General features: G+C 62.4%; 23 protein-coding genes and 2 tRNA genes. 5 read left to right on the top strand and 20 right to left on the bottom strand.

What is annotated here, in order from left to right; all coding sequences use genetic code 11:
- The first annotated feature begins 39 nt into the window (after positions 1-39).
- Positions 40-1,014, top strand: a complete 975-nt coding sequence (locus FG13_RS28130; protein WP_081922751.1) for an AAA family ATPase — start codon at positions 40-42, stop codon at positions 1,012-1,014.
- The gene (locus FG13_RS28125; RefSeq protein WP_035826501.1) at positions 1,011-2,741 is read left to right on the top strand and encodes a cobaltochelatase CobT-related protein; all 1,731 of its coding nucleotides are present in this window, start codon (positions 1,011-1,013) and stop codon (positions 2,739-2,741) included. The genes FG13_RS28130 and FG13_RS28125 overlap by 4 nt, the downstream gene beginning before the upstream one ends.
- A gap of 4 nt (positions 2,742-2,745) precedes the next feature.
- Here FG13_RS28125 and FG13_RS28120 read toward each other — a convergent pair whose 3' ends face one another.
- From FG13_RS28120 to hisC, 12 genes are all read right to left on the bottom strand, one after another.
- Positions 2,746-3,888: an AAA family ATPase gene (locus FG13_RS28120; protein ID WP_442905213.1), complete on the bottom strand. Its 1,143-nt coding sequence runs from the start codon at positions 3,886-3,888 to the stop codon at positions 2,746-2,748.
- On the bottom strand, positions 3,885-4,772 hold the full coding sequence (locus FG13_RS28115; protein ID WP_035826498.1) for an RNA ligase family protein: 888 nt from the start codon (positions 4,770-4,772) through the stop codon (positions 3,885-3,887). Before FG13_RS28115 ends, FG13_RS28120 begins: the two co-directional genes overlap by 4 nt.
- Before the next feature lie 299 nt (positions 4,773-5,071).
- The gene (locus FG13_RS28110; protein WP_035826496.1) at positions 5,072-5,833 is read right to left on the bottom strand and encodes a sulfite exporter TauE/SafE family protein; all 762 of its coding nucleotides are present in this window, start codon (positions 5,831-5,833) and stop codon (positions 5,072-5,074) included.
- A gap of 1 nt (position 5,834) precedes the next feature.
- Complete coding sequence (pta, locus tag FG13_RS28105) at positions 5,835-6,836, bottom strand: phosphate acetyltransferase (protein WP_035826494.1); 1,002 nt, start codon at positions 6,834-6,836, stop codon at positions 5,835-5,837.
- Between the two features lie 189 nt (positions 6,837-7,025).
- Positions 7,026-8,840, bottom strand: a complete 1,815-nt coding sequence (xsc, locus tag FG13_RS28100; RefSeq protein ID WP_051959511.1) for a sulfoacetaldehyde acetyltransferase — start codon at positions 8,838-8,840, stop codon at positions 7,026-7,028.
- A gap of 225 nt (positions 8,841-9,065) precedes the next feature.
- Entirely contained in the window at positions 9,066-10,076 is a 1,011-nt protein-coding gene (locus tag FG13_RS28095) for a porin (RefSeq protein ID WP_035826492.1), read from the bottom strand.
- A gap of 70 nt (positions 10,077-10,146) precedes the next feature.
- The gene (locus FG13_RS28090) at positions 10,147-10,962 is read right to left on the bottom strand and encodes a thiazole synthase (RefSeq protein ID WP_035826490.1); all 816 of its coding nucleotides are present in this window, start codon (positions 10,960-10,962) and stop codon (positions 10,147-10,149) included.
- The gene (locus tag FG13_RS28085) at positions 10,871-12,262 is read right to left on the bottom strand and encodes a D-amino acid dehydrogenase (protein ID WP_081922750.1); all 1,392 of its coding nucleotides are present in this window, start codon (positions 12,260-12,262) and stop codon (positions 10,871-10,873) included. The genes FG13_RS28090 and FG13_RS28085 overlap by 92 nt, the downstream gene beginning before the upstream one ends.
- A 16-nt stretch (positions 12,263-12,278) precedes the next feature.
- Positions 12,279-13,343: a YeiH family protein gene (locus tag FG13_RS28080; protein WP_081922749.1), complete on the bottom strand. Its 1,065-nt coding sequence runs from the start codon at positions 13,341-13,343 to the stop codon at positions 12,279-12,281.
- A 205-nt stretch (positions 13,344-13,548) separates the two neighbouring features.
- Entirely contained in the window at positions 13,549-14,433 is an 885-nt protein-coding gene (locus FG13_RS28075; RefSeq protein WP_035826488.1) for an NAD(P)-dependent oxidoreductase, read from the bottom strand.
- 63 nt (positions 14,434-14,496) lie between these two features.
- Positions 14,497-14,934 (bottom strand): GNAT family N-acetyltransferase, encoded by a 438-nt coding sequence (locus FG13_RS28070; RefSeq protein ID WP_035826486.1) that lies wholly within the window; start codon positions 14,932-14,934, stop codon positions 14,497-14,499.
- Positions 14,935-14,938: 4 nt separating this feature from the next.
- Complete coding sequence (gene hisC, locus FG13_RS28065; RefSeq protein ID WP_035826485.1) at positions 14,939-15,994, bottom strand: histidinol-phosphate transaminase; 1,056 nt, start codon at positions 15,992-15,994, stop codon at positions 14,939-14,941.
- A gap of 191 nt (positions 15,995-16,185) precedes the next feature.
- Here hisC and FG13_RS30570 point away from each other — a divergent pair, with 191 nt between their 5' ends.
- Positions 16,186-16,362 carry a hypothetical protein gene (locus tag FG13_RS30570; RefSeq protein WP_161784216.1) on the top strand — a complete coding sequence of 59 codons (177 nt, stop codon included), beginning with the start codon at positions 16,186-16,188 and terminating at the stop codon, positions 16,360-16,362.
- Positions 16,363-16,526: 164 nt separating this feature from the next.
- On the opposite strand, the gene FG13_RS28060 is transcribed toward FG13_RS30570, so the two are convergent.
- The 5 genes from FG13_RS28060 to FG13_RS28040 all read right to left on the bottom strand — a co-directional run bounded on the left by FG13_RS28060 (position 16,527) and on the right by FG13_RS28040 (position 20,378).
- A tRNA-Ser gene (locus FG13_RS28060) sits at positions 16,527-16,616 on the bottom strand.
- Positions 16,617-16,873: 257 nt separating this feature from the next.
- Positions 16,874-16,963 (bottom strand) — tRNA-Ser (locus FG13_RS28055).
- A gap of 76 nt (positions 16,964-17,039) precedes the next feature.
- Positions 17,040-18,329: a serine--tRNA ligase gene (gene serS, locus FG13_RS28050; protein WP_035826483.1), complete on the bottom strand. Its 1,290-nt coding sequence runs from the start codon at positions 18,327-18,329 to the stop codon at positions 17,040-17,042.
- A 147-nt stretch (positions 18,330-18,476) separates the two neighbouring features.
- Positions 18,477-18,680 (bottom strand): hypothetical protein, encoded by a 204-nt coding sequence (locus FG13_RS28045; protein WP_035826480.1) that lies wholly within the window; start codon positions 18,678-18,680, stop codon positions 18,477-18,479.
- Positions 18,681-18,956: 276 nt separating this feature from the next.
- The gene (locus FG13_RS28040) at positions 18,957-20,378 is read right to left on the bottom strand and encodes an aminotransferase-like domain-containing protein (protein WP_035828921.1); all 1,422 of its coding nucleotides are present in this window, start codon (positions 20,376-20,378) and stop codon (positions 18,957-18,959) included.
- 180 nt (positions 20,379-20,558) lie between these two features.
- Between FG13_RS28040 and FG13_RS30565 the strand changes: the two genes are divergently transcribed.
- The gene (locus FG13_RS30565) at positions 20,559-20,849 is read left to right on the top strand and encodes a DUF2917 domain-containing protein (protein WP_051959510.1); all 291 of its coding nucleotides are present in this window, start codon (positions 20,559-20,561) and stop codon (positions 20,847-20,849) included.
- The gene (locus FG13_RS28030; RefSeq protein WP_035826478.1) at positions 20,846-21,583 is read left to right on the top strand and encodes an NAD-dependent epimerase/dehydratase family protein; all 738 of its coding nucleotides are present in this window, start codon (positions 20,846-20,848) and stop codon (positions 21,581-21,583) included. Before FG13_RS30565 ends, FG13_RS28030 begins: the two co-directional genes overlap by 4 nt.
- Before the next feature lie 2 nt (positions 21,584-21,585).
- Here FG13_RS28030 and FG13_RS28025 read toward each other — a convergent pair whose 3' ends face one another.
- The 3 genes from FG13_RS28025 to FG13_RS28015 all read right to left on the bottom strand — a co-directional run bounded on the left by FG13_RS28025 (position 21,586) and on the right by FG13_RS28015 (position 25,988).
- A complete protein-coding gene (locus FG13_RS28025) occupies positions 21,586-22,893 on the bottom strand; it encodes a replication-associated recombination protein A (protein ID WP_035826477.1) in 1,308 nt (435 codons plus the stop codon).
- A gap of 73 nt (positions 22,894-22,966) precedes the next feature.
- Complete coding sequence (gene lolA / locus FG13_RS28020) at positions 22,967-23,596, bottom strand: outer membrane lipoprotein chaperone LolA (protein ID WP_092613694.1); 630 nt, start codon at positions 23,594-23,596, stop codon at positions 22,967-22,969.
- A 31-nt stretch (positions 23,597-23,627) separates the two neighbouring features.
- Positions 23,628-25,988: a DNA translocase FtsK gene (locus tag FG13_RS28015; RefSeq protein WP_035826472.1), complete on the bottom strand. Its 2,361-nt coding sequence runs from the start codon at positions 25,986-25,988 to the stop codon at positions 23,628-23,630.
- Positions 25,989-26,176: the final 188 nt, after the last annotated feature.

Raw genomic sequence — 26,176 nt, 5'->3', positions numbered from 1 at the left:
CGCCGTAGCGACCATGCTGCGGCTTCACAGGAGAACAAGGTGCCAGATTCACGCCAACATCCCCCCGCCGCCGCAGCGCAAACCTTGCAGTCCGTGCGCAGCCTGTTCAACATCGACAGCGACCTGCTCGTGCCCGTCTTCACGGAGCGCGACCCGCACGTGCCCGACATCGATCCCGCCTACCGCTTCAACAAGGATGTCACCTTGGCGATACTGGCCGGCTTCACGCATAACCGCCGCGTGATGGTGCAGGGCTTGCACGGCACGGGCAAGTCCACACATATCGAGCAGGTGGCGGCGCGCCTGAACTGGCCTTGCGTGCGGGTCAACCTGGACGGCCACATCAGCCGCCTGGACCTGGTCGGCAAGGACGCCATCGTGCTGCGCGAACAGCAGCAGGTGACGGAATTCCAGGAAGGCATCGTGCCCTGGTCCTTGCAGCGCCCCGTGGCCCTGATCTTCGATGAATACGACGCGGGCCGCCCCGACGTGATGTTCGTCATCCAGCGCATTCTGGAACGCGACGGCAAGTTCACCCTGCTCGACCAGAACCGGGTCATCACGCCCCACCCCCACTTCCGTTTGTTCGCCACCTCGAATACGGTGGGCCTGGGCAACCTGAACGGCATGTACCACGGCACCCAAGTGCTGAACCACGCGCAGATCGACCGCTGGAACATTGTTGCCACCCTGAACTATTTGCCGCAGGACGAGGAAACGCAGATCGTCCTGGCCAGAGTCCCCGCCATGAACGACGAGGCGGGCCGCCAGTTGGCGAGCAGCATGGTGGCCGTGGCCAGCCTCACGCGCCACGGCTATGCGGCGGGCGACCTGGCCTGCCTGATGTCGCCGCGCACGGTGATTACCTGGGCGGAGAATTGCCAGATCTTCCGCGACCCGGCCCTGGCCTTCCGCCTGTCCTTTCTCAACAAATGCGACGAGGCCGAGCGGCCCATGGTGGCCGAATACTATCAGCGCTGCTTCAATGAGGAATTGCTGGCGAGCCAGGCATGAGTACGGAAACGACGGCGCCTGCCGCCTACACGCGCGAGCAGCAGGAAACGGATGAGCTGTGCGCGGGCGCCATCCGCGCCCTCAGCGGTTCTCCCGCGATACGCTACCGGGGCCGGCGCCTGCACGACGGCCACCGAGCGCTGCCCATCCATGCGGCCCATCTGCAGCCCGATGCGGCGCTGCAGGATTTGCCCTCCTTGCGCGGCGCGGCCGACAGCGTGGCCCTGCGCCTGCTGCATACGGATGCCGCCCTGCACAAGTCCCTGTGTCCGCTTGACCCCGTGGCGCGCCTCGTCTTCGAGCTGCTGGAACAGTTAAGAGTGGAAACGCTTGCGCCCGATCAACATGCCGGCGTGATCGCCAACCTGCGCCACCGGTTTACGGCCTGGTCGCATGCATTTTACGATTCCGGCCTGGCGGAAGGCGCATCGGGCTTGCTCTTGTATACAGTGTTCCAGATGTGCTGGTCGCGCCTGACGGCCAGGCCCGTGCTGGAAAAGACGGAAGATTTTATCGAGGCCACGCGCTGGTCGGTGTCCTCAACACTGAGCGGCGACCTGGCTGGCTTGCGCCGCCACCGTGCCGACCAGGCGGCCTTTGCGCGGCACGCGCTGGCCATCGCCCACGCCGTCGATGCCATGCTGAAAGAAGCGCAAACTGCGCGCGACGGCAGCCAGGACGATGGGGGCGACGCCAAGGCGCAGGCAGCCTTCAAGCTGCTGCTCGATTTCGACAGCGATAACGACAATATTCCAGACGCCGCCCCGCTGGGCGAGAGCCGCGCCTTCAGCGATGGCGATGGCGGCTACAAGACTTACTCCACGGCATATGACCGCGAGGAAAGAGCGGGCGAACTCGTGCGCCGCGCCCTGCTGCTCGACTACCGCGAACGCATGGATGCCCGCATCGCCAGCCTGGGCATCAACACGGCACGTCTGGCGCGGCGGTTCACGCAATTGCTGGCCGTGCCCCAGCGCGATGGCTGGTCATTTGGCGAAGAAGAGGGGTATATCGATGGCCGGCGGCTGGCGCAGCTGATCAGTTCGCCGTCCGAGCGCAGGCTGTTTCGCAAGGAACAATTCCTGCCGCAATCCGATTGCCTGGTGTCCTTTCTCGTCGATTGTTCCGGCTCCATGAAGACGCATGCGGAATCCGTGGCCGTGCTGCTCGACATTCTGTTGCGCGCGCTGGACCAGGCCGGCATCACCACCGAATTGCTGGGCTTTACGACGGGCGCGTGGAACGGAGGACGAGTCAAGCGCGACTGGATGCGCGCCCGCTCGCCCGCCAATCCGGGCCGCTTGAACGAACTCGTGCACATGGTGGTCAAGGATGGCGACACGAGCTGGCGCCGCGCGCGGCCCGACATCGCGGCCCTGCTGAAGGCGGACCTGTACCGCGAAGGCGTCGATGGCGAAGCCGTGGACTGGGCGTGCACGCGCATGCTGGCGCGCCCGGAGCGGCGGCGCATCCTGCTCGTCGTGTCCGACGGTTGCCCGATGGATACGGCCACGAATCTGGCCAACGACGAGTTTTACCTGGCGCAACATCTGAAACAGGTGGTGGCGCGCCGCGAAGCGCAGGGCGCCGTGGAAATCTGCGGCCTGGGACTTGGCCTGGACCTGGGCGCCTACTACAGCCGCAGCCTGGCCACCACCCTGCCCGCCTCGCTGAACAATGAGCTGTTCAGCGAGATCGCGCAGTTGCTCGGTGGACGCAAACGCTAGCGGTTCAACTCACCTCGTAGCGCACGGCATGCGCTTCCATCGGCAGTGGAATTTCCCAGTTCCACAGCATCGCTTGCAGCTTCTTGTTGCTGAGCGACGTGTCGCGCTGGCCGTTGCGCCGCAGTAACTCCTTGCGCGGCTGTTCCAGGTACACGAGCTCCACCTGCGCGTTGTACTTGTAAAGCAGGTTGAGCGTCTTTTCGCGCATCAGCTTGGACAGATGCGTGGCGTTCCACACGAACGGTTCGCCCTTGCGCAACAATTCGCGCGCCCGCTCTTCCGCATAGTCGCCCACCTGCCCTTCGTTCTTGCCGTGCTTCAAGCCCAAGGCCGTCCGCGCATCGTCAAACGACACGACGGGCAGGCGCGGATGGTGCTTCTCCACCCACGTGTTCTTGCCGGACGCGGGCAAGCCCGACATGACGATCACGTGCGAACCCGGCTCCTGGAACAGGGAATAATCGGGATGCGCCTCGGCGCCGCGAAAATATTTGACGCGCGTATGGCCGTCGACAAAGGCGCGCCGCTGTCCATAACAGCCCTCCTCGCGCGCCAGTTCGCGGAACAGCTCGATGGCATCCAGAATGCGCTGTGGATCGGGACAGATGCGGCCGCGGATATCGGCCTCGGCCAGCATGGCCAGCAGGCGGATATCGACCTGCCACGACAGTTCGCGCACGGTGAACTCGGGCGTGACGCCGCGCCGCGACGTTTCCAGCGCAAAGAACGGCACCTGGTGCACATTGATCAGGCGGCAGATTTCCTCGCGCGCGGCAAACGGCACGTCGCCATCCCACAGGGCGATGCGCGCATCGAGGGCGCCCTTGCGCGAGTGGCCCGGCTGGCCGATGGCGCCCGTCACCGGATCGATCACCGTGGTGCTGCACTTGGCCACGTCGTGCAGCAAGGCGGCGAGAAACACGATTTCCTGTTCCGCCCGCGTGGCTTGCTGATATTCAAGCATGCCCAGCAGGGATTCCACCACCATCATCGTATGCGTCCACACGTCGCCTTCCGCGTGGTACACGGGGTTTTGCGGCGTCGTCTTGGCCAGTTCCAGCTGCGGGAAGGCGGCCAGGCAAGCGTTGAAATCGGGCGACTGGCCCGGCATGGGCACCAGTTGTTGCAGGGTTTTCCAGTTCATCATTTTGTACTCCTTGAGAAAGCTGCCAGTTCGTCGAGCGAACGGCAGGTGTGTAAACCCAGGCTTTCCCACGTGACGAGCGGCTGCGGCGCGTACAGGTCGACGCCCTCGGCCAGCTGGTTCGGGATCAGGGGCCGCGTGCTGTGGTGCGAGCCGCTGTCGAGGATGGTTTGCGTAAAGTCATGGCGCACCAGCTTGTAGCGGGCCAGCACTTGCTCGTCGTCTTCCACTTTCAAGTACAGGCCTTCCGCGTGGTCGGACTTGTCCGTCTGCTTCCAGCACAGGTCCAGCGGCAGGCGTTCGCGCGCCACCGCGTGTTCAAACGCGTCGCGCCACAGCCGGGACTTGGCCAGCGAATGGCGCAGCAGCTGCCACAACTGCTTCGGCGTGGCCGGCATCAATCCGGCATACAGCACGGGAACGGACAGCACGGGCGAGCCGGCCAGCATGGCGTGGCGGCGCGCCGTCGACAAGAACATCTGGCTGCGGCGGCAGTACACGTCGAACTCATTGAAGTAATGGGGTAGCCGGTCGTAAAACACGGAATGCTTGCTGTACGACCATTCGCCAAACAGCACATACTGGTCTTCCAGCAGGTGCAGCAAGGCGTGTTCGTGCGCATGCGCCCACGGTTTCAACAGGTTGAACTGGCGTTCGCTGCCGCCGCCCGCCAGGTAATGGCCGCGCGACTGCAGCAGCACCTCGCCCGCGTCGCTGAACGACACGGCAGAGTTGGCGCCATCGATTTTTTCCTCGATGACGACGTACTGGCCGGCCAGCTTTTTCAGGGGCGTCTGGTCGGAACCGTCGTCGCCGTCCTGCAGGCGCGAGCCTTCCAGGTGCGGCGTGCGCGGGTATTTGAATAAGGGTAAAGATTGTAAAAACATAGCGTCCCACGCCGCGTTCACCGGGGCGTGTCCATACAGGGTCAGGGGTGCTGACGACGTGTTCGGGCGTGGACGATCAAGACCAGGGTCTCGGATACGTGTGCGGGAAGAGCAAGAGCAGTGCCGCAGCAATCGGGGGCGTCAACGCGCCGAACGATGCTGCAAAGAGCATTTCGTCAGCGTTAGCAGGTGATGGCGAAGTAGCGAGGCACTTTTGGCTCCAATAAGGAAGAGGTTCTAGAAAGAACCGGGAATATAACGGCAGTTTAATTATTTTGCAAGCGCCGCACGCTTGGAGACTAGTCCAGCAATTGCGGCACGGCCGCCGCCATCAGCGAAATGCCGATCAAGGTCAGCACGGCAAACGCGATGCGGCGCATGCCGCGCTGGGCGATCGGCGGCGGGTAGCGCTTGCCAGCCATCGTGGCCAGCACGCCCACGGGCAAGGCCAGCGAGCACAGCAACAGCACTTTTGCGTCCAGCTGGCCCTGGCTACCCGCCATCAGCGAGCGCCCGCCCGCGCTGATGGCGAACAAAAAGATCAGGCTGTAGCGGATGGTTTTCAGACTCATTTCCTGGCGATAGAACTGGTACACGAGCGGTGGCCCGGCCAGCGAAAACAGGCCCGAGAACAGGCCGCCGCACACGCCGCTGATGAAGAAGCTGCGTTTATCCGCCGCGCCCGGTCCCGGCGGCGCTTGCAGCAGGATGCTGATGCCGCCATACACGATGGCCGCGCCCAGCAAGAGATGCAGCAGGGGCGCATACGCCTGGTCCAGGTAGCCGAGCAGCAACACGCCAGCCGCCATGGCGGGCAGCAAACCGATGCTGGCGGCGCGGATGGCGCGCCAGTCCAGGTGGTGCAAGGCACCCGGCAAGGCCACGAGGCAATTGGCCAGCGACAATAAACTGACAAGGGCCGCCAGTGCGGGCACGGGCGCCAGGCCCAACCCGCTGGCCACGCCCATGACGATCATGCCCAGGCCAAAACCCGTGACGGTCTGGAAATACGTGCCCGCCGCCACCACGCCCAGCAGCGCCAGCACGGGCCAGCTGAACAACTCAGCGCCCACCCTGGGCCTGCACGGACGTGACCGCGATCACGTTGTACACGTCATCGGCGCTGCAGCCGCGCGACAGATCGTTGGCCGGTTTCTTCAAGCCTTGCAGCAAGGGGCCGATGGCGACGGCGCCGCCCATGCGTTCGGCCAGCTTGTAGCCGATATTGCCCGCGTCGAGGTTCGGGAACACCAGCACATTCGCACGTCCATTCACGACGGAATCCTTGACTTTTCTCTGCGAAATTTCGGCCACAATGGCCGCATCAAGTTGCACGTCGCCATCGATGGCCAGCAGCGGACGCTGGGCCTTGACCCGGTCTGTTGCCGCATGCACCTTGTCGACGGCCGCGTGGTGGGCGCTGCCGCTGGTGGAAAACGACAGCATGGCCACGCGCGGTTCTTCCATCAGCAAGGCTTGCGCGCTGTCGGCGGCGGCCATGGCGATGTCGGCCAATTCCTCGGCTTTCGGGTCGACCACGAGGGCGCAGTCGGAAAAGATGAAGCCGCCCTTGAGGCTGTGGAATGGTTCGCACAGCATCATCAGGAAAAAACTGGACACGAGCTTGAAGGCGGGATCGACGCCGATGATCTGGATGGCGCTGCGCACCACGTCGGCCGTCGTGTGCACGGCTCCCGCCACGCAACCGTCCGCATCGCCCAGGCGCACCATCAGGTTGGCATAGCACAGCGGGTCTTGCACGGCGGTTCTCGCCTGCTCCACCGTCATGCCCTTGGCCTGGCGCAGCACGAACAATTGCTGGGCGTAATGTTCCGACTCGTCGGACGTTTCCGGGTCAACCAGGCGCACGGCGTCCAGATCCAGCGCGTGTTCGCGCGCCAGCGCCAGGATGGCGGCCGGCCTGCCGACGATGGTGATGTGCGCCAGGCCTTCGGCAGCGGCACGCGCGGCCGCCTGCAGCACGCGCACGTCGTCACCCTCGCACAAGACGATGTTTTTCGGCACGGCGCGGGCTTGCGCGATGATGCGGTGCAGGGCTTTCATGGCGACTCCAATTCGGTAAAAAAATGCCGGAACCATGGAAGCATAAAGATGGTTCCGGCACATAAAACCCGGCGCGATTGCCGGGGTCATACAAGGATCGGTCAGGGTGGTGTCGGATTACGCCGGCACCACGCGTAGCTTGCGTAGGTTGGATTAGCCCAGAGGGCGTAATCCAACAACACCATCACATCAAACGTAGTCTTTATACTTGTCCAGGTGACGCACAGGTTTGCTCAGCGCATCCCGGCGGAACGGGTCGCCCAATTCACGCGTGCACATGATTTCGATGATGGTGGTCTTGCCTTCATTCATCTGCATGTCGATCGCCTTTTTCAAGGCCGGGCCCACGTCTTCCAGCTTGTCGACCGTGATGCCTTCGGCGCCCATGGCCCGCGCAATCTCGGCGAAGCTCTGGTTGTCGAGTTCACCGGCCACAAAACGGCGGTTGTAGAAATCCACCTGGTTTTTCTTTTCCGCGCCCCACTGGCGGTTGTGGAACACCACGGCCGTCACGGGGATGTTGTGGCGCACGCAGGTCATGGTTTCCATCAAGCTCATGCCCCAGGCGCCGTCGCCTGCATACGACACGGCCGGACGGTGCGGCGCGGCCACTTTCGCGCCGATGATGGTCGGGAATGCGTAACCGCAGTTGCCAAAGCTCATCGCCGCAAAGAAGCTGCGCGGCTTTTCAAAGCGCAAGTAACTGTTCGCCACCGAGTTGATGTTGCCGATGTCGGTCGACACCATCACGTCTTCCGGCATGGCTTTTTCCAGCTCGCGCAAGACCTGGCGCGGGTGCAAATAGCTGCCCGGCTCTTTCTTCTGCTCTTCGATCATGTCCAGGCTGTACGCATCTTTTTCGTGCGTCCAGTTCGTCAGCTCTTCTTCCCACGCCGCCTTCTCGGCTTGCACGGTGGCATAGCGCTCGTCGCGCGTCGCGTCGCAGTCGAGCGTCTTGCCGTCCAGGCGGGACAGGATGGCTTTCGCGGCTGCCTTGGCGTCGCCGCAGATGCCGACGGAGATTTTCTTGACCAAACCCAGCATCTTGTTGTCCGCGTCGATCTGGATGATCTTGGCATTCTTCGGCCAGTAATCCATGCCGTGCTGCGGCAAGGTGCCGAACGGCCCCAGGCGCGAACCCAAAGCGACGACGACGTCCGCCTTGGCGATCAGTTTCATGGCTGCCTTGGAACCCTGGTAGCCCAGCGGACCGCACCACAGCGGATGGCTGGCGGGGAAGGAGTCGTTGTGCAGATAGCTGTTCACCACCGGCGCGCCGAGGCGCTCGGCCAGGGCCTTGCATTCTTCGATGGCTTCGCCCATGACGACGCCGCCGCCCGAAATGATCACGGGGAACTTGGCTTTCGACAGCAACTCGGCCGCGTCGTTGAGGCTTTGCTCGCCGCCGGCGCCACGGTCCAGGCGGTTCGGTTTGGGAATCTCGGCCTTGATTTCGCCATAAAAATAGTCGCGCGGGATGTTCAGTTGCGTCGGGCCCATTTCCGACATGGCGCGGTCAAAGCAGCGGCCCGTGAATTCGGCCATGCGGGCCGGATTCGTGACGTGACCTTGATATTTCGTAAATTCTTCGAACATCGGCAGCTGATTCGCTTCCTGGAAGCCGCCCAGGCCCATGCTCATCGTGCCCGTCTCAGGGGTAATGATCACGACCGGGGTATGCGCCCAGTAGGCGGCGGCAATGGCGGTGACGCAATTGCTGATGCCGGGGCCGTTCTGGCCGATGACGACGCCATGGCGGCCCGAGACGCGGGCATAGCCGTCAGCCATGTGGCCGGCGCCCTGCTCGTGCACGACGGGGATCAAACGGATGCCGGCCGGCGCAAAAATGTCCATCGGGTCCATGAAGGCCGAGCCCATGATGCCGAACATGTCGGTCACGCCATTGGCGGCCAGGGTTTCCACGAACGCTTCGGAAGGCGTCATCTTTTGCGGGCCCACAGGTATCGCTGCGGCGGCGGCTTTTTGGTCGGACAAATCGGTCATGGCTCAGTCTCCTTACGGTTTTATGAAAAATCGGTATATTTTGTTCCGATATTTGAAATACGTGTTCAATTTAACGGTTGCGAAATGCGCTGTCAATGAAAATTCATGAAAAATCGGACTGTTTCATTCCTGAATCCGGAATCCGTGCATGTGCACCACTGCTGAAACAACAATGGCGGCTTATCCGCAACAGACAAGCCGCCATCTCTACCCGCGTCGCCGTGTTTAGAACTTCAAACGCATGCCGGCCGTGAAGGCGCTCGAGTTATGGCCCGGCAAGGGCACGCTGCCGCCGCTCGATGCGTCGCCAACAAAATTGGTGCCCGCGCCATCGTTGTTGATGCGGCCGTACGAGGTGTACAGATTCGTACGCTTGGACAAAGCATAGGTGTAGCCGATGGCCAGCTGGCGCCCGCCGCGGCGCGCATTCGTGCGGTCATCCTTCTTGATGTAGGACGCCATCACGCTGCCTGCCGCGCCCACGGGGGCCGAGGCGCCCAGCATGTAGCTGCGGAAGTCCGTGCCCGCGTCGTCCTTGTCCGTTTCATACGCGGCGTGCAGCTTGGCAGGGCCGAAGTCATAGGTGCCGCCCAGCAAGGTGACCTTGGCCGTGTTCAGCGGCGTGTCCTTGCGGTTATCGTGCGCCAGGGTCAGCACCAGCGGGCCGTTGGCGTAATCGATGGAAAAGTCGATGGTGCGGCCCAGGGTGTTGCTGTCCGGCTTTTCGCCGAGGCCAACCATCACGGCGGCCGACAAGCCGTTTACCTTCGGCGTCTCGTACATGATCGAGTTTTTCGTGCGCAGGCTGGCCACGCTCATCAGGTTGATCGAAGCGCCCGTCATGCCCGTCTCGAAGGGGTCGATATTGTCCAGCGCGGTGAACAGCGGGTTGTGCTGCAAGCCCAGGTTCACGGCGCCAAAGCCGCCCGACAGGCCCACGTAAGCCTTGCGCCCGAACAGGGCGCCCTGGCGGTTGGCGCCCGTATCCACGTCGAGGCCATTTTCCAGCAAGAAGTTGGCCTTCAGGTTATTGCCCAGGTCTTCCGTGCCCTTGAAGCCGATGCGGCTGCCCGATTGCACGCCGGTGGCCAGCTTGGTGACGGAACCGTCCGCGCCGCCGTGTTCGGACGTCAGGCCCGCGTCGAGCAAGCCGTACACGGTGACGGACGATTGGGCGCTGGCGTTGCCGGCGAAGAAGGTGGCCAGGACGGCTGCCGCTACGAGTGTGTGTTTCATGTCATCTCCAGGTATTGTGGTTTTTATAAACGCTTGAAACGATAATCAACTGCCTTGCTACAAATCTGGCTCAGGCGATCAGCCCGGCCATCGGTGACGAGGGCGATGCGCTCATGACGCCTGCTCTCCGGGGCATGCGTCCGGCCAGATAGGCCTCGCGTCCGCCCTGCACTGCCAGTTTCATGGCGCGCGCCATGCGGATGGGTTCGCGCGCCGCCGCGATGGCGGTATTCATCAGGATGCCGTCGCAGCCGAGTTCCATGGCGATGGCCGCGTCCGACGCCGTGCCGACACCGGCATCGACCAGCACGGGAACCTTGGCTTGCTCGATGATCAGCGACAGATTCCACGGATTCAGAATGCCCATGCCCGAGCCGATCAATGACGCCAGCGGCATGACGGCGATGCAGCCGAGGTCTTCCAGCATGCGCGCCTGGATCGGGTCGTCGCTGCAATACACCATCACCTGGAAGCCGTCGCGTACCAGCTCCCCGGCCGCCTTTAACGTTTCCGGCATGTTCGGGAACAAAGTCTTTTCGTCGCCGAGCACTTCCAGCTTGCACAGCGGGTGCCCGCCCAGCAGCTCGCGCGCCAGTTGCAGGGTGTAGACGGCATCGCGCGCGTTGTAGCAGCCTCCCGTGTTGGGCAGGATCGTGTATTTCGACGGCGGGATGAAGTCGAGCAGGTTCGGCTCACCCTTTTCCTGGCCGATATTCACGCGCCGTATCGTGACGGTGACGATCTCGGCGCCGCTCTCTTCGATGGCCAGGCGCGTTTCCTCGAAATCCTTGTATTTACCGGTGCCCACCAGCAGGCGCGACTGGTAAGTGGTGCCGGCCAGGGTCAGGCCGGTCGGTGGCTGGCTGGGGGTGGTGGCGTCTCTCATCGTGGTGCTCTCCTAAGTTGAACCAAAGCGGCCTCATGCCGGGGGCTTCGCCGCAAAACGCAAAATCGACATCCGGCCGCCTTCCCGACACGAGGTCGGCCAGCGCCCTGCCCGCGCCGCAGCCCATGGTCCAGCCCAGGGTGCCGTGGCCCGTGTTGAGGAACAGCTGGCGGTAGCGCGTGGCGCCGATGTAGGGCACGTTAGACGGCGTCAGGGGGCGCAGGCCGGCCCAGTAGACGGGGTCGCTGTAATCACAGGCATGGGGAAACAGCGCTTGCACTCTGCGCGTGATGGCGGCGCAGCGCACGGGGTTCAGTTCGCGCGTGTAACCGTTCAGCTCGCACGTGCCGGCCACACGCAGGCGCTCGCCCAAGCGTGAAAACACCAGTTTGTGGCCGTCGTCCGTCAGCGAGACGGTCGGCGCGCTGGCAGGGTCAAGTATCGGATAGGTGGCCGAATAACCCTTGCCCGGATACAACATCAGGCGGATGCCCAGCGGCTGCAGCAGCGGCGCGGAAAAGCTGCCCATGGCGACCACGACGGCGTCCGCGTATTCCAGGCGATGGCGGCCCTGCGCATCGATGCATTCCACGCCAGTCACTCTTTCGCCGTCCAGCAGCAAGCGGGTCACTGTCGTGCCAAAGCAGAAATCCACGCCGGCCGCCGCCGCGCGGGCGGCCAGCGCCGTGGTAAACAAATGCACGTCGCCCGACTCGTCGCTGGCCGTGAAATCGCCGCCGACGATCTGGCTGCGCGCATGGCGCAGGGCCGGTTCCAGCCGTATCACTTCGTCGGCGCTGACGGTGTTGCGCGGGCAGCCCAGTTCGCGCAAGAGCGCGGCGCCCGCTTGTGATTTATCAAACTCCTGCTGGTCCGTATAGAAATGCAATATGCCCCGCTCCAGGTGGTCATAGGCGATGCCCGTTTCGCGGCGCAAGGCTTGCAGGCTCTGCCGGCTGTACTCGGCCAGGGTGACGATCTGGCGCATATTGCGCGACACCCGCGACGGCAGGCATTCGCGCAGGTAATGCAAGGCCCACTGCCATTGCAGCGGGTCCAGGCGGGGACGGAACAGCAGCGGCGCATCGTCCTTGCCCAGCCATCCAATCACCTTGCGCAGGGTGGCGGGATTGGCCCACGGCTCCGCGTGCGAGACGGAAATCTGCCCGCCGTTGGCAAAACTGGTTTCCTGCGCCGCGCCCGCCTGACGTTCAAGCACGCGCACGTCGTGGCCCGCCTGGCGCAAGTACCAGGCCGATGCCGTGCCGACCACGCCGGCGCCGAGGACTAGGATCTTCATGGCGGACCCGGCTCGCTTAGCGCGTCAGCAGGACGGCGATGGCGACGAAAGCGGCGATCCACACGGTTTCCATCACCAGCATGATCACGGGACGCCAGCCCAGCGAGGCCAGCGACTGGAACGAGGTTTTCACGCCCAGGGCCGCGATAGCGATGACGAGGCAGGCGCGCGAGGCATTGTTGATCCAGCCATTCACTTCCTGCGGGATCAGGCCCAGGCTGTTCGTGATGACGAGCCAGACAAAGCCGATCAGGAAGAAGGGCACGAGCGGCGGCGCATCGACTTCGCTCTTGCCGTCCTTGCGCTTGAACATGATCGACAGACCCAGCACGACGGGCACGAGGCAGGCGACGCGCGTCAGTTTGACGAAGGTGGCCACGTCGCCCGTATGGTTGCTGACCAGGTAGCCGGCCCCCACCACTTGCGCCACGTCATGGATGGTGCCGCCGATGAACACGCCCGCTTCCGTCGGATCAAAGCCCAGCAGCTTGACCAGCAGCGGATAGACGATCATGGCCAGGGTCGACAGCGACGTCACGCCCACCACCGTCAAGAGGGTGAATTTTTCGTTTTCCTTGGTTTGCGGCAGCACGGCGGAGATGGCCAGCGCGGCCGACGCGCCGCAGATGGCGACCGAGCCGCCCGACAGAATGCCTTCCGTGATGGGACGCTTGAGCCACCTGGCCAGCAGATAGCCGAAGCCCAAAGTCGCCACCAGGCCGCCGACGACGATCAATAACGGCGTCACACCGACCGAGGCGATCTGATTGAAGGTGATCCGCGCGCCCAGCAGGGCCACGCCCGTGCGCAACAGCACCTTGCTGCAAAACTCGATGCCGGGCTTGCAGGTGGGATCGGACGCGAGGAAGTGGAAAGCCAGGCCGAAGAACAGCGCATACAGCAGTTGCGGGCCGCCGTAATTGCTGGAAATAAAGGTGGCCGACAGGGCGATCACCAGCGCGATGGCCACGCCGGGCCAGCTGCGCAGCACGGCGCGGGGGCGCCAGATGGCAACGGCGGAAGACAGGTAGGGAATGTTCTTGTCGACAACGCGTGTTATCGCTGAGGAGTTGGTTTTCATACGGGTCCGCTCATAATGTTTTAAAAATTGGGACATTTCATCTCGTTTTTTAATAATACACGATGATCTAGCGAAGTCCATGCTTTTCCATGAAAATCGAAACCGGATGTTCCGGAAACTGACGTTTTTTACTTTTCACTCCCGTAAACGACGAGCGGCGCGGCCCTTTGCAGGGACGCGCCGCTCGCTAATGACGAGTTAAACTTTACTTTTTGTTCAAGCGGGTAATCAGGCTGGACGTATCGTAACGGTTGCCGCCCGCCTGCTGCACTTCGCCATAGAACTGGTCCGTCAAGGTCGTCACAGGCAGATCGCTGCCGTTGCGCTTGGCTTCGGCCAGGCAGATGCCGAGGTCCTTGCGCATCAGGTCGACGGCGAAACCGAAGTCGAACTTGCGCTCGATCATGGTCTTGCCCCGGTTTTCCAGCTGCCACGACTGCGCCGCGCCCTTCGAGATCACGTCGACCACCAGGGCCGCATCGAGGCCCGCGTTTTCCGCAAAGGCGATGCCTTCGCTCAAGGCTTGCACCAGACCCGCGATGCAGATCTGGTTGACCATTTTTGTGAGCTGGCCGGAACCGGAGGCGCCCATATAGGTGACGGCGCGCGAAAACAGGGCGATGACAGGCTCGGCCCGCGCGTACGCTTCCGCGTCGCCACCCACCATCACCGTCAGCTTCCCGTTTTCCGCACCCGCCTGGCCGCCGGACACGGGCGCGTCGAGGAAGAACACGCCCTGCTCTTTTGCCGCCGCATGGATGGTGCGCGCCGCTTCGGCGGACGCCGTCGTATGGTCGATCAGGATGCTGCCCGGCGCCATGGCGGACAGCAAGCCGCCCTCTTCCAGGATGACTTGGTACAGGTCGTTATCGTTGCCGATGCAGGTGAAGACGAACTCGGCGCCCGCAGCGGCGGCGCCCGCAGCGGCGGCGGCCGGCGTGGCGGCGCTGTGGCCCTTGTGCTGCTCCAGCCAGGCGGCCGCGCGGGCCGGGTTGCGGTTGTACACGTTGACGTCGTGCCCGCCCGCCGCCAAGTGACCTGCCATGGGGAAACCCATGACGCCCAAACCGATGAATGCCACTTTTGCCATATTGTCCGTCCTGTCGATGAATGAATCCGATTATTGTTGCACAAACAGTCGCCGCCGGCAGCATCAAGGTTCCGGGGCGCGCCGATAATACAGGTCGAACTCTTCCTCGCCATCGGGCACGAAGCCGTGACGCACATAGAAACGGTTCGCCTCGCTGCCGCGCAAGGCGCCCACGCGCACGCTCTTGCGGGCCGCATCGGCCCCGGCAAACACGCGCGCCAGCACGGCCGCGCCCAGGCCTTGCCGCTGGCATTCTGGCGCCAGGTAGAGGTGGTCGAGCAGCAAATGCTCCGCTTGCGGGCGCAACACATAGAAACCGGCCAGCGCGCCGCCGTGGCGCAACTGCCAGGTGCAATCGGGGTCGAACGTGGCCAGGAAGCGCTGGCGCGCACGTTGCGGATCATAGCGGCCGATGCGCTCCAGGCTTTCGCGCATGGCGGCCACGCGCAGGCTGGCCAGTGCCTCGCCATCGGCCAGGCTGGCAGGAACGAAGGTCAGCATGGCGTCACAGCACTTCGCGCAACGCCGCCATCAGGGCGGCACACTCGGCCGCGTTGCCGATGCTGATGCGCAAATACTGGCTGATGCGGGGGGCATTGAAGTGGCGCACGATCACGGAGCGGGCGCGCAAGCCGGCCGCCAGTTGCGCCGCGTCATGCTGTGGGTGGCAGGCAAAGACAAAGTTGGCCACCGACGGCAGCACCTCGAAGCCCAGCGCCGCCAGGTCCGCCGTCAGCTGTTCGCGGCTGGCGATGACGGCCTGGCGCGTCTGCTGGAAATACGCTTCGTCGTGCAGCGAGGCCACGGCGCCAGCCAGCGCCAGCCGGTCCAGCGGATACGAATTGAAACTGTTCTTCACTCTTTCCAGCGCCTCGACCAAGTCCGGATGTCCGAAGGCGCACCCGACGCGCAAGCCGGCCAGCGAACGCGATTTCGAGAACGTCTGCACCACCAGCAAGTTCGGATACCGCTCGACCAGGGCCACGGCGCTTTCTCCGCCGAAATCCACATACGCCTCATCGACCACCACCACGGCGTCGGGATGGGCGCGCAGCAGGGTTTCCACGCCGGCCAGCGGCAAGTCAACGCCAGTCGGCGCATTGGGATTGGGGAAGATGATGGCGCCGCACGGCCCCTGATAGTCTTGCGGGCGGATGCGCATGGCCTCGTCGAGCGCTACCGTGCGGTAATCGATGCCGTACAGCTTGCAATACACGGGATAGAAGCTGTAGCTGATGTCCGGAAACAGCAGCGGCGCATCGTGCTTGAGCAAGGCCATGAAAGCCAGCGCCAGCACTTCGTCGGAACCGTTGCCGACGAACACTTGCGTGCTGTTCAGGCCGTGGTAAGTAGCCAGGGTTTGCTTCAGTTCGCTGGCGGAAGGGTCCGGGTAGAGGCGCAGGCTGTCGTTGGCGGCTTCGCGCAGCGCGGCCAGCACTTGGGGCGATGGGCCGTAGGGGTTTTCGTTGGTGTTGAGTTTGACCAGGTTGGGCAGTTTCGGTTGCTCGCCCGGGACGTAGGGGGTCAGCTCGCTGACGATGTTGCTCCAGAATCGGCTCATTGCTTTTATTGGTGGGGTCGGGATGGGAGGGGGTAGATTACCATAGGCTGAGCGGGGTCAAGGTGGGCGGCAGCGGCGAGGGCAGATATGCAACAGCGCAATAGCCGGACCGTGCACGATACCCTCGGGACACGGTTTGACAGCGCTGAAAAAAGCGCGGAGCATGGAGTGGGCAACGAGGAGATGCGGTCATGAGCGGACGGGGCGACACACAGGAGCGGGATACGGCGGATATGAAAATGGAGCATGCCGATTACGCGACAAAAAGCGATGTGGCTGCGGCCAGATCAGCCATGATTTTATGGTGCGTGGGGACGATGATTGCCATGTCGGTCGTGGCATTTGCGGTGGCGAGGCTGGCGCACTAGCTTGTTTCGTTAGTGGCGGCGCTGACGTTCAATGCCTGAGTGGAGGAAAAAACGCCTTGCGCTGCGCGCTTTGGGCGGTTTTTCTACCTGGACTTTGAGCTGGTGGCTTGCATATGTGGTGGGTATAAAAAAAGCTCCCTTGCGGGAGCTTCTTCTATGTATTCTGGCGGAGAGGGTGGGATTCGAACCCACGGTACGATTTAACGTACGCTTGATTTCGAGTCAAGTACATTCGACCACTCTGCCACCTCTCCGTTTACTGCGGTCTATTCATTCAAACTGGCGTGCCGGTTTGAACGAGGCGCTATTTTAGCATGGGTGTTGTTGGGTTGGGTAGGGGTTTGTTGCTGATCCTGCTTTGGAAAAGCAAAACCCAATTTGACGATTCGGAGAGCCCCGCGCAAATATGCGCGGGGCTTCGAATCCCACGCGTACGCCCCGCAGGGGGCGTACTCCTTTCCGCCGCCACAAATAAAAAAAGCTCCCTTGCGGGAGCTTTCTCTATTTGTTCTGGCGGAGAGGGTGGGATTCGAACCCACGGTACGATTTAACGTACGCTTGATTTCGAGTCAAGTACATTCGACCACTCTGCCACCTCTCCATTTGCTGCGGTCTTTCCCGCATTGCTGCGAGAAGGCAAGATTATAGCAGCCCGCGGCGAAAAGAAAAGGACTATTTTAAGCCGTCAGATGCGTCAGGCCACCCATGTACGGGCGCAGCACGACCGGGATCTCGACGCTGCCGTCTGCCTGCTGGTAGTTTTCCAGCACGGCAACCAAAGTGCGGCCTACTGCCAGGCCGGAGCCGTTCAGGGTGTGCGCCAGTTCCGGCTTGCCGGCGGCGTTGCGGAAACGCGCTTGCATGCGGCGGGCCTGGAAGGCTTCGCAGTTCGACAGGGACGAGATTTCGCGGTAGGTGTTTTGCGCCGGCAGCCATACTTCCAGGTCGAAGGTCTTGGTGGCGCCGAAACCCATGTCGCCCGTGCACAGCGACATCACGCGGTATGGCAGGCCCAGGCGTTGCAGGATGGCTTCCGCATGGCCGACCATCTCGTCCAGCACTTGGTACGAGGTGTCCGGGTGCACCACTTGCACCATTTCGACTTTATCGAACTGGTGCTGGCGGATCATGCCGCGCGTGTCGCGGCCATAGCTGCCCGCTTCCGAGCGGAAGCATGGCGTGTGGGCCGTCATTTTCAGGGGCAGTTGGTCGAGCGCCAGGATTTCATCGCGCGCGATATTCGTCAGCGACACTTCCGAGGTCGGGATCAGGTAGAAGGTCTCGCCCTCGCCTTCCGCGCCGCCTTTTTTCACCGAGAAGAGATCGGCTTCAAATTTCGGCAGCTGACCCGTGCCGCGCAGCGAATCGGCGTTGACCATGTACGGCGTATAGCATTCCGTGTAGCCATGCTCGTCCACGTGGGTGTTGAGCATGAATTGTGCCAGCGCGCGGTGCAGACGGGCGATGCCGCCCTTCATGACGGAGAAGCGCGAACCGGTCAGCTTGGTGGCCACTTCGAAATCGAGGCCCAGCGGGGCGCCCACGTCGACGTGATCCTTGACTTCAAAGTCGAACGTGCGTGGCGTGCCGACCTTGCGCACTTCCACATTGCCCGACTCGTCCGTACCCAGCGGCGACGATTCATGCGGCAGGTTCGGCACGGCCATGATGAAATCGCTCAGCTTGGCTTGCACCACGCTCAGGGCCGTTTCATCGGCTTTCAGCTCATCGCCCAGGCCGGCCACTTGCGCCATCACGGCCGAGGTGTCTTCCCCCTTGCCTTTCAGCATGCCGATTTGCTTGGACAGCGCATTGCGCTTGCCCTGCAGCTCTTCGGTGCGCGTCTGGATCGCCTTGCGTTCGGCTTCGAGGGCGGTAAAACCTGCCACGTCGAGCTGGAATTTGCGCGTCGCCAGGCGTTCTGCGACGGTGGCGATGTCTTTACGGAGAAGTTGGATATCTATCATGGGTGGATGGCGGTGCCGATGTATCGAAAGCACTCATTGTACCAAGACCCGTTCAGTTCTTTAGGAGTTTTGCACATGGCCGGCCATCGTCATGGCGGCATGGCTGGGCACTCGCGCCCGCTTTGCGGCTGCTGCTTAGTTTAGCGCTTAGATAAAGGCGGCTTTTTCGGCAGCGCTCAGGCGGCGGGCGCTGACGGTAACGACGGGCATCGTGCTGTCGGCAGCCTGGGCGATCACGGTGCTGCTGGCGCTCACTTCCACGGTATTCGCGCCGGCGGTGGCGAAGCTGGCGCCGATGGCGATGATGGCGGCGGCGACAAAGGTGATTTCCATGTTTTTCAGTGCGTTCATGATGTGACTCCTGGTTAGTTTGCGTCGTTGACTGCTGCTGGTATGGTGGTACTTTAGCCAACGGCCACGAACAACACCACCGGCTTGCGACCAGCAGCGAAAAACAGGGAGCGAACGGTGAAAAACGGGGACTGAAGGGAAAACAAGGGAATGAACAACGCCTGACAAAACCGTAGCGAGCGGCAGTGATTTGTGGCTAAGAAGCGCAACCGTGCTAGAGCACGGTGAGCATCGCAGGCCGCAAAGCGCGCCGCGCAGTAGGTTTTGACAGGCGTTCTACAAGGCGTCCTTGACCAGACGCCCTAACCGGCTGATAGCCTGCTCGATGCGCGGCGTCCATGCATTGCCGCAATTGAGACGCAGATAATTGCCAAACTTGCCCGAGGCCGAGAACAGCTGGCCCGGCATGTACGCCACGCCGTCGGCGATGGCCGGGCCATGCAGGGCCAGCGCATCGACTTGCGGCGGCATCTGCACCCACAGCACGAAACCGCCCTGCGGCTCGGACAGCATGCAGTCCGCCGGAAAGCTGGCCGCCACGGCGTCGGACATGCGCGCGATGCGCTGCACCAGGGTGCGCCGCATCTTGCGCAGCTGCTGGTCATAGCTGCTGCCTTCCAGAAAATCGGCCAGCACGGCCTGGAAGAAATGGCTGGTGGCGCCGCTCGACACGGTTTTCAGCAAGGCCACTTCCTGCGCGAAACGCCCGGCCAGCACGTAACCGACGCGCGACGCAGGGGTAATCGCCTTGGAAAACGAGGAGCACAGCAACACATTGCCGCTCGTATCGTAGGCTTTCACGGGCCACGGCCGCTGCGGGGCAAAGCACAGGTCGCCATAGACATCGTCTTCCACCAATGGAATATTGAATTCAGACAGCAGCCCCGCCAGCCGCTTCTTGTTTTCTTCCGGCATGACGCAACCCAAAGGATTATTTGCGTTCGGCACGAACAGGCAGGCTTGCACAAGACCGGCGCGCAAGGCCAGCTCCAGCGCATCGAGCGACGGCCCCGTCTTCGGGTCGGTGGGAATTTCCAGCGCCTTCATGCCCAGGCTTTCGATCATCTGCAGCAGCACGAAATACGTGGCCGACTCGATGGCGATGGTGTCGCCCGGCCTGGCGACGGCGCGCAGGCACAGGCTGATCGCTTCCGTGCAGGAATTCGTCACGACGATCTCGTGCGGATCGAGCTTGCCCCAGTCCAGCGCGCGGCGCGTCACCTGGCGCAAGAAATTGCCTTCGCTGACGTCGTAACAGCTGACCTTGCTCAATAAAGCGGGCTCGCGCCGCGCCACGGCGCTGATGGTGCGCTGCATGCGCTTGATCGGCAGGATCTCGTCGGGCGGCCAGGCCGTGCCCAGCTGCACGATATTCGCCGTCTCGTTGTCCTTCAGCACGCGCATCAACAGATTGTTGATGCCGACAAAGGCCGGCTCCTTCAAGTGCTGCGCGTCGGCGCTGCACGGGCGGCGCGGCGCGCGGTGGCGCACGAAATAGCCGGACTGTGGCCGCGCATCGACTTGCCCCCGGTCTTCCATCAGGCGCAAGGCTTGCATCACGGTGCTGATGGAGATGCGCTTTTGCTGCGCCAGGTGGCGGATCGATGGCAGGCGGTCGCCGGGCGCGAACACGCGCGAGTCGATCAGGGCGCCCAGCTCGTTGGCCAGGTGCTCGTACAGATTCAAATGCGCGCTCATGTTCATCCCTTCAGTATGCGGCTGCCGCGCGGCGCCGGCACAGATACAGTTGCCGAGTTTTTTGATAAGCACAGTCTACGACGAAATGTACTGTATTCATCACAATTTCGTTTTCCTGCATCTGTCATGGTTCACCGCAAGCGCCTAAGCTGTTCCAGTCAGCACAACAGGAGCGATGCCATGCATACCGACCATGAATTACGCAGCGAACAGCCCTTGCGTCTGGAAAAAGCGCATGCCAGGGTCATCGAATGCCTGTCCGGCACGGCTTGGATCACGGCCTACGCCCAGTTCGAGGATTGCGTGCTGCGCAGCGGCGAACGCTATACGATACCGAATGACGGCCTGGTGCTGGTCGAAGCCGTGGGTAGCGGACACATCCGCGTGCATGCGACGGCCGTACCGCGTCCCGCCCTGCTGCGCTGGCTGCACCTGGCACTGCCTCACACACTGAATACAAGGAATACATGAGCCAAGAACCACTGCGCGTCCTCCTCACGGGCGCCGCCGGCATCATCGGCACCGCTTTCTGGAAGCGCCGGCACGGGGAATTCTCCCTGCGCCTGGCCGACCTGCACACAGGCAAGCTGGCCGAAGCGCCCTGCCCATCCATCGAGCTCGACGTCAGCGACTATGCGGCCTGCCTGGCCGCCTGTGCCGATATCGATGTGGCGCTGCACCTGGCCGGCGTGCCGCACGCCAGCGCCGATTTCGATGCGCAACTGCTGCAGCCGAATATCGTCGGCACGCACAACATTTTCCGCGCGGCGCAGGCGCAAGGCGTGAAAAGAGTCGTGCTTGCCAGCAGCGCGCAAGCCATCGAAGGCTATCCGCTGGACGTGCAAGTGCAGGAAAACATGCCGGCGCGACCGGCGAACATGTATGGCGCCAGCAAGGCCTTCGGTGAAGGCGTCGCTTCCGCGTTCGCGCACCAGCATGGCATGACGGCGATCGCCGTGCGCATCGCCAACGTGGCCAACTTTGCGCCAGGGCAAGAGCACAGCGCGCGCGACATCGCCGCCTTCATCAGCGAGCGGGACGTGGTGCAGTTGCTGGCCCGATGCGTGACTGCTGACGTGCCGGCTGGCTACCACGTCGTGCATGGCGTGTCGGACAACCGCTATAAGCGCCTGTCGATTGCGGCGACGCGCCAGCTGGTCGGCTACTCTCCGCAAGACGACGGCTTTACCGTGCTGGGGCTATAACCTCAGCCCTTCCCTGCTTTCCTGTCCAGCTCGCGCAGCCAGACCAGCTTGTCGGCAATTTTACTTTCCAGGCCGCGCGGCACGGGCTGGTACCAGCCCGGTTCCGCCATGCCGTCCGGGAAGTAGGTTTCGCCGGCCGCATACGCATCAGGCTCGTCGTGCGCATAGCGGTAAGCGTGACCGTAGCCCAGTTCCTTCATCAGCTTCGTCGGCGCATTGCGCAAATGCACGGGCACTTCCTTGGATTTATCCTTCTTGACGAACGCCATGGCCGTGTTGAAGGCGTTGTAGCCGGCATTGCTTTTCGCCGCAATCGCCAGATAGATCACGGCCTGGCCCAAGGCCAGCTCACCTTCGGGCGAACCGAGCCGTTCATACGTTTCTGCTGCGTCATTGACCATCGTCAAGGCGCGGGGGTCGGCCAGGCCGATGTCTTCCCAGGCCATGCGCACGATGCGCCGCGACAGATAGCGCGGGTCCGCGCCGCCGTCGATCATGCGGCAAAACCAGTACAGGGCCGCATCGGGATTCGATCCCCGCACGGACTTATGCAACGCGGAAATCTGGTCATAGAAATTGTCGCCGCCCTTGTCGAAACGGCGTGAATTCAAGGTCAGTGCATTGTCGACGAAGGCCGCGTCGATCCTGGTCGTGCCCGTCGAGCTGGCGGCCGTCTCGGCCTGTTCCAGCAAATTCAGGAAGCGGCGCGCATCGCCATCCGCATAACCGATCAGAGTATCGGCGGCCGCCTCATCAAAGCTCAAGTGCGTCAGGGCCGTCGACTGCGCCTTGGCCAGCAACTGTTTCATCTCGTCTTCGTTGAGCGATTTCAACACATACACTTGCGCGCGCGACAGCAGCGCCGAATTGACTTCAAAGCTGGGGTTTTCCGTCGTCGCGCCGATAAACGTCACCAGGCCCGATTCGACGAAGGGCAGCAAGGCGTCCTGCTGCGACTTGTTAAACCTGTGGATTTCGTCGACGAACAATAAGGTGTGCTTGCCGAACTGGTCCAGGCTGTGACGTGCCTGGTCCATGGCCGCACGGATATCTTTTACACCCGCGAACACGGCCGACAGGGCGATGAATTCGCTGTCGAAGGCATTGGCCATCAGGCGCGCCAGAGTCGTCTTGCCCACGCCGGGCGGCCCCCACAAGATCATCGAATGGGCCTTGCCCGCTTCAAACGCGAGGCGCAGCGGCTTGCCCACGCCCAGCAGGTGCGTCTGGCCGATGACTTCGTTCAGGGTGGCCGGCCGCAAGGCTTCGGCCAGCGGCTGGCGTGGTGCGGTGGAAAAGAGATCCGCCATAATGAGTTACCTAATAAGAATGCAAAAGCCCCGCATTGCTGCGAGGCCGGCTCATACGCAAGGCGCGACAGTCTTAATTGTTGATGACGTCGGCGCCTTTGGGCATGACAAATTTAAAGTGATTAGCCGAAAGCGCCGGATTTTTCTGGAAATTCTTGAACGCCAGCACCGACGTCTGCCCGAACGAATCGCGCAATTCCATCGCTTCCGGCACGCCATTGCGCAGGCCGATGGTGATTTCGTCGAAGGTCGTGTCCTTGGCTTTCGGCGTCGCTTTCAGCCATTCCAGGCCATCGCGCGTGCCCGCTTCAGCCAGGGTGAAATTCTTTTCCAGGTCGTTGCTGCCGAACAGGATGGCTGCTGGCGAGGAACCGAGCGCGTCGCCCAGTTTCTTGACCGTTACCTGGCTCAGGTCCTTGTCGTAGATATACAGTTTGTCGCCATCGGCTTGCAGCAGCTGCTCGTACGGCTTCAAGTACGTCCAGATGAACTTGCCCGGACGGGCAAACTCGAACGTGCCACTGGCCGGTGTCGACACTTTCGCCTTGCCGCTGGCGTCAGCCTTCTTGACTTGCCGCTGCACGAACTCGCCCTTGGCCGACTTGGTGCCGGCCGCAAAGCTCTTGAACTGTTCCAACGCGCTGGCCGAGGCGCTGGCCGCGAACAGCAGGCTGCAGGCAACGCTGGCCGCGCCGATCATCATTTTTGCTGCAAAAGTATTGCTTTTCATTCCGTTACCCTTGTTCGGCACTTGCCGCCGGCACCAGGATTTCCCGATTGCCATTGGATTGCATGGTTGATACCACCCCGCTCTGCTCCATCTGCTCGAGCAGACGGGCGGCGCGGTTATAGCCGATGCGCAAATGACGCTGCACCAGCGAAATCGAGGCGCGGCGGTTTTTCAGCACCACCGCCACCGCCTGGTCGTACAGGGCATCGGCCTCGCCGCCGCCCTCGCCCGGCGCACCGCCTTCGGCGCCATCGCCTTCCAGGGTGCCGCCTTCGAGGATGCCCTCGATGTAATTCGGTTCGCCCTGCAGCTTCAAATGGCTGACGACCCTGTGCACTTCTTCATCCGACACGAACGCGCCGTGCACGCGCATCGGCAAACCGGTGCCGGGCGGCATGTACAGCATGTCGCCCATGCCCAGCAGGGTTTCCGCGCCCATCTGGTCGAGAATGGTGCGCGAGTCGATCTTCGACGAGACCTGGAAGGCGATACGCGTCGGGATATTCGCCTTGATCAAGCCCGTGATCACGTCTACAGATGGGCGCTGCGTGGCCAGAATCAAGTGCAAACCGGCGGCGCGCGCCTTTTGCGCGATACGCGCGATCAATTCCTCGACTTTTTTGCCCACCACCATCATCAAATCGGCCAGCTCGTCGATGATGATGACGATGGTCGGCAGTTTATCGAGCGGCTCGGGCGAATCCGGCGTCAGGCTGAACGGATTCGGGATGTGTTCTTCGCGCTTTTTCGCGTCAGCAATCTTCGCGTTGTAGCCGGCCAGGTTGCGCACGCCCATCTTGCTCATCAGCTTGTAGCGGCGTTCCATCTCGTTCACGGCCCAGTTCAGCGCGTGGCCGGCCTGGCGCATGTCGGTCACGACGGGCGCCAGCAAGTGGGGAATGCCTTCGTAGACGGACATTTCCAGCATCTTCGGATCGATCAAAATCAGCCGTACGTCGAGCGGGTCGGATTTGTACAGCAGCGACAAAATCGTCGCATTGATGCCCACGGATTTACCGGAACCGGTAGTACCGGCCACCAGCAAATGGGGCATCTTGGCCAGGTCGGCCACGACGGGCTTGCCGGCAATATCCTTGCCCAGCGCAATCGTCAGGCTGGATACGCCATCGTTGTAGACCTTGGAGCCGAGGATTTCCGTCAGGCGCACGATCTGGCGCTTGCTGTTCGGCAGCTCCAAGGCCATGTAATTCTTGCCGGGAATGGTTTCCACCACACGGATGGAAGTCAGCGACAGTGAACGGGCCAGGTCGCGCGCCAGGCCGACGATCTGGCTGCCTTTGACGCCCGTGGCCGGCTCGATTTCATAGCGCGTCACCACAGGGCCGGGGTAAGCGGCCACTACCTTGGCATCCACGCCAAAGTCCGATAATTTCTTTTCGATCAGGCGGCTCGTGAATTCCAGGGTTTCCACGGACACCGTTTCCACCACGGGTGGCGCTTCATCGAGCAGGGACAGCGGCGGCAGCTTGCCGTCGCCGGGGGTTTCAAACAGATGCGCCTGGCGTTCCTTTTCCACGCGCTCGGATTTCACCACGGTAACGACTTGCGGCTCGATCTTGACGGGCGGCGCGGCCACATGTTTTTCCACATGCTTGGCCCGCTCGATGACCACCACTTCGTCGCGGCGCACGGCGGCCACTTCGCCCTGGCGGCGGTCTTCGCGATCCTGGTAGCGCAGCACGAACCAGTTGAAAGCGTCTTCGATGGCGCCGCCGATGCGCTCGGCCACTTGCAACCAGGACACATGGAAGAACAGGCTGAAACCCAGGCCGAACAGCAGCAACAGTAATAAAGTGGCGCCCGTGAAACCAAAAGCCACGTGGGCCGAATGGCCGACCAACTGGCCCAGCACGCCGCCCGGATCGCGCGGCAGCTGCACGTGCAGGCTTTTCGCCATGCGCAGGTATTCCAGGCCCATGCTGCCGATCAGCATGATGGAGAAGCCGACGATGCGGATCAGCATCTCGACGTGGTGCTCGCGCTCCACCTCTTCCTCTTCCAGCAGGAAGCGCTTACTCAGGCGACGATAGCCATGCCACACCGTACGCAGCAGCCACACGCACCACCACCAGGCGGAAAAGCCGAAGATATATAGCAACAGATCGGAAAAGGTCGCGCCGAGCTTGCCGCCCAGGTTGGCCACCTTGTCGACATTGGTGGCGTGCGACCAGCCGGGGTCGAGCTTGTTGAAGCTGGCCAGTATCAGCACGAAATACAGGGCAAACGCGGCCAGCGCGAACCAGCGCGCCTCGGACAGCAGCCGCACCAGCCGGTTGGGCAGGGGCCGGCGTTCGACCGGTTTTCGGGTGTAGCTATTTTGATTGGCCTGGGCTGGTTTAGTCATTCTGGGAAGCGCTGCAAGGTGAAAAATGTTTCTGAAAGGGAATTTCCCATAATAAGGAAGTATTCTAAGCCATATATGCCCCGGACGGCCCCACGATTCGTCGCTACAGGCGGCTTGGTCTATAATCGTGGATTGCTTGCGCAAGCGCAATACGCCCTTGTTCTTCGCGCGTATGCCCCCAATTCGGA

This window comes from Janthinobacterium sp. RA13 (assembly GCF_000745325.1).
GTDB classification, from domain to species: Bacteria; Pseudomonadota; Gammaproteobacteria; order Burkholderiales; family Burkholderiaceae_D; genus Janthinobacterium; species Janthinobacterium rivuli.
The sequence above is the reverse complement of the archived record's forward strand: the minus strand, read 5'-3'. Positions and strand labels throughout refer to the sequence as shown.

Excerpts from the sequence above, each read along its gene's own strand:
- FG13_RS28125 (WP_035826501.1), top strand. The coding sequence starts at position 1,011 with ATGAGTACGGAAACGACGGCGCCTGCCGCCTACACGCGCGAGCAGCAG.
- FG13_RS28120 (WP_442905213.1), bottom strand. The coding sequence starts at position 3,888 with ATGATGAACTGGAAAACCCTGCAACAACTGGTGCCCATGCCGGGCCAG.
- FG13_RS28115 (WP_035826498.1), bottom strand. The coding sequence starts at position 4,772 with ATGTTTTTACAATCTTTACCCTTATTCAAATACCCGCGCACGCCGCAC.
- pta (WP_035826494.1), bottom strand. The coding sequence starts at position 6,836 with ATGAAAGCCCTGCACCGCATCATCGCGCAAGCCCGCGCCGTGCCGAAA.
- xsc (WP_051959511.1), bottom strand. The coding sequence starts at position 8,840 with ATGACCGATTTGTCCGACCAAAAAGCCGCCGCCGCAGCGATACCTGTG.
- FG13_RS28095 (WP_035826492.1), bottom strand. The coding sequence starts at position 10,076 with ATGAAACACACACTCGTAGCGGCAGCCGTCCTGGCCACCTTCTTCGCC.
- FG13_RS28090 (WP_035826490.1), bottom strand. The coding sequence starts at position 10,962 with ATGAGAGACGCCACCACCCCCAGCCAGCCACCGACCGGCCTGACCCTG.
- FG13_RS28085 (WP_081922750.1), bottom strand. The coding sequence starts at position 12,262 with ATGAAGATCCTAGTCCTCGGCGCCGGCGTGGTCGGCACGGCATCGGCC.
- FG13_RS28080 (WP_081922749.1), bottom strand. The coding sequence starts at position 13,343 with ATGAAAACCAACTCCTCAGCGATAACACGCGTTGTCGACAAGAACATT.
- FG13_RS28075 (WP_035826488.1), bottom strand. The coding sequence starts at position 14,433 with ATGGCAAAAGTGGCATTCATCGGTTTGGGCGTCATGGGTTTCCCCATG.
- FG13_RS28070 (WP_035826486.1), bottom strand. The coding sequence starts at position 14,934 with ATGCTGACCTTCGTTCCTGCCAGCCTGGCCGATGGCGAGGCACTGGCC.
- hisC (WP_035826485.1), bottom strand. The coding sequence starts at position 15,994 with ATGAGCCGATTCTGGAGCAACATCGTCAGCGAGCTGACCCCCTACGTC.
- FG13_RS30570 (WP_161784216.1), top strand. The coding sequence starts at position 16,186 with ATGAGCGGACGGGGCGACACACAGGAGCGGGATACGGCGGATATGAAA.
- serS (WP_035826483.1), bottom strand. The coding sequence starts at position 18,329 with ATGATAGATATCCAACTTCTCCGTAAAGACATCGCCACCGTCGCAGAA.
- FG13_RS28045 (WP_035826480.1), bottom strand. The coding sequence starts at position 18,680 with ATGAACGCACTGAAAAACATGGAAATCACCTTTGTCGCCGCCGCCATC.
- FG13_RS28040 (WP_035828921.1), bottom strand. The coding sequence starts at position 20,378 with ATGAGCGCGCATTTGAATCTGTACGAGCACCTGGCCAACGAGCTGGGC.
- FG13_RS30565 (WP_051959510.1), top strand. The coding sequence starts at position 20,559 with ATGCATACCGACCATGAATTACGCAGCGAACAGCCCTTGCGTCTGGAA.
- FG13_RS28030 (WP_035826478.1), top strand. The coding sequence starts at position 20,846 with ATGAGCCAAGAACCACTGCGCGTCCTCCTCACGGGCGCCGCCGGCATC.
- FG13_RS28025 (WP_035826477.1), bottom strand. The coding sequence starts at position 22,893 with ATGGCGGATCTCTTTTCCACCGCACCACGCCAGCCGCTGGCCGAAGCC.
- lolA (WP_092613694.1), bottom strand. The coding sequence starts at position 23,596 with ATGATGATCGGCGCGGCCAGCGTTGCCTGCAGCCTGCTGTTCGCGGCC.
- FG13_RS28015 (WP_035826472.1), bottom strand. The coding sequence starts at position 25,988 with ATGACTAAACCAGCCCAGGCCAATCAAAATAGCTACACCCGAAAACCG.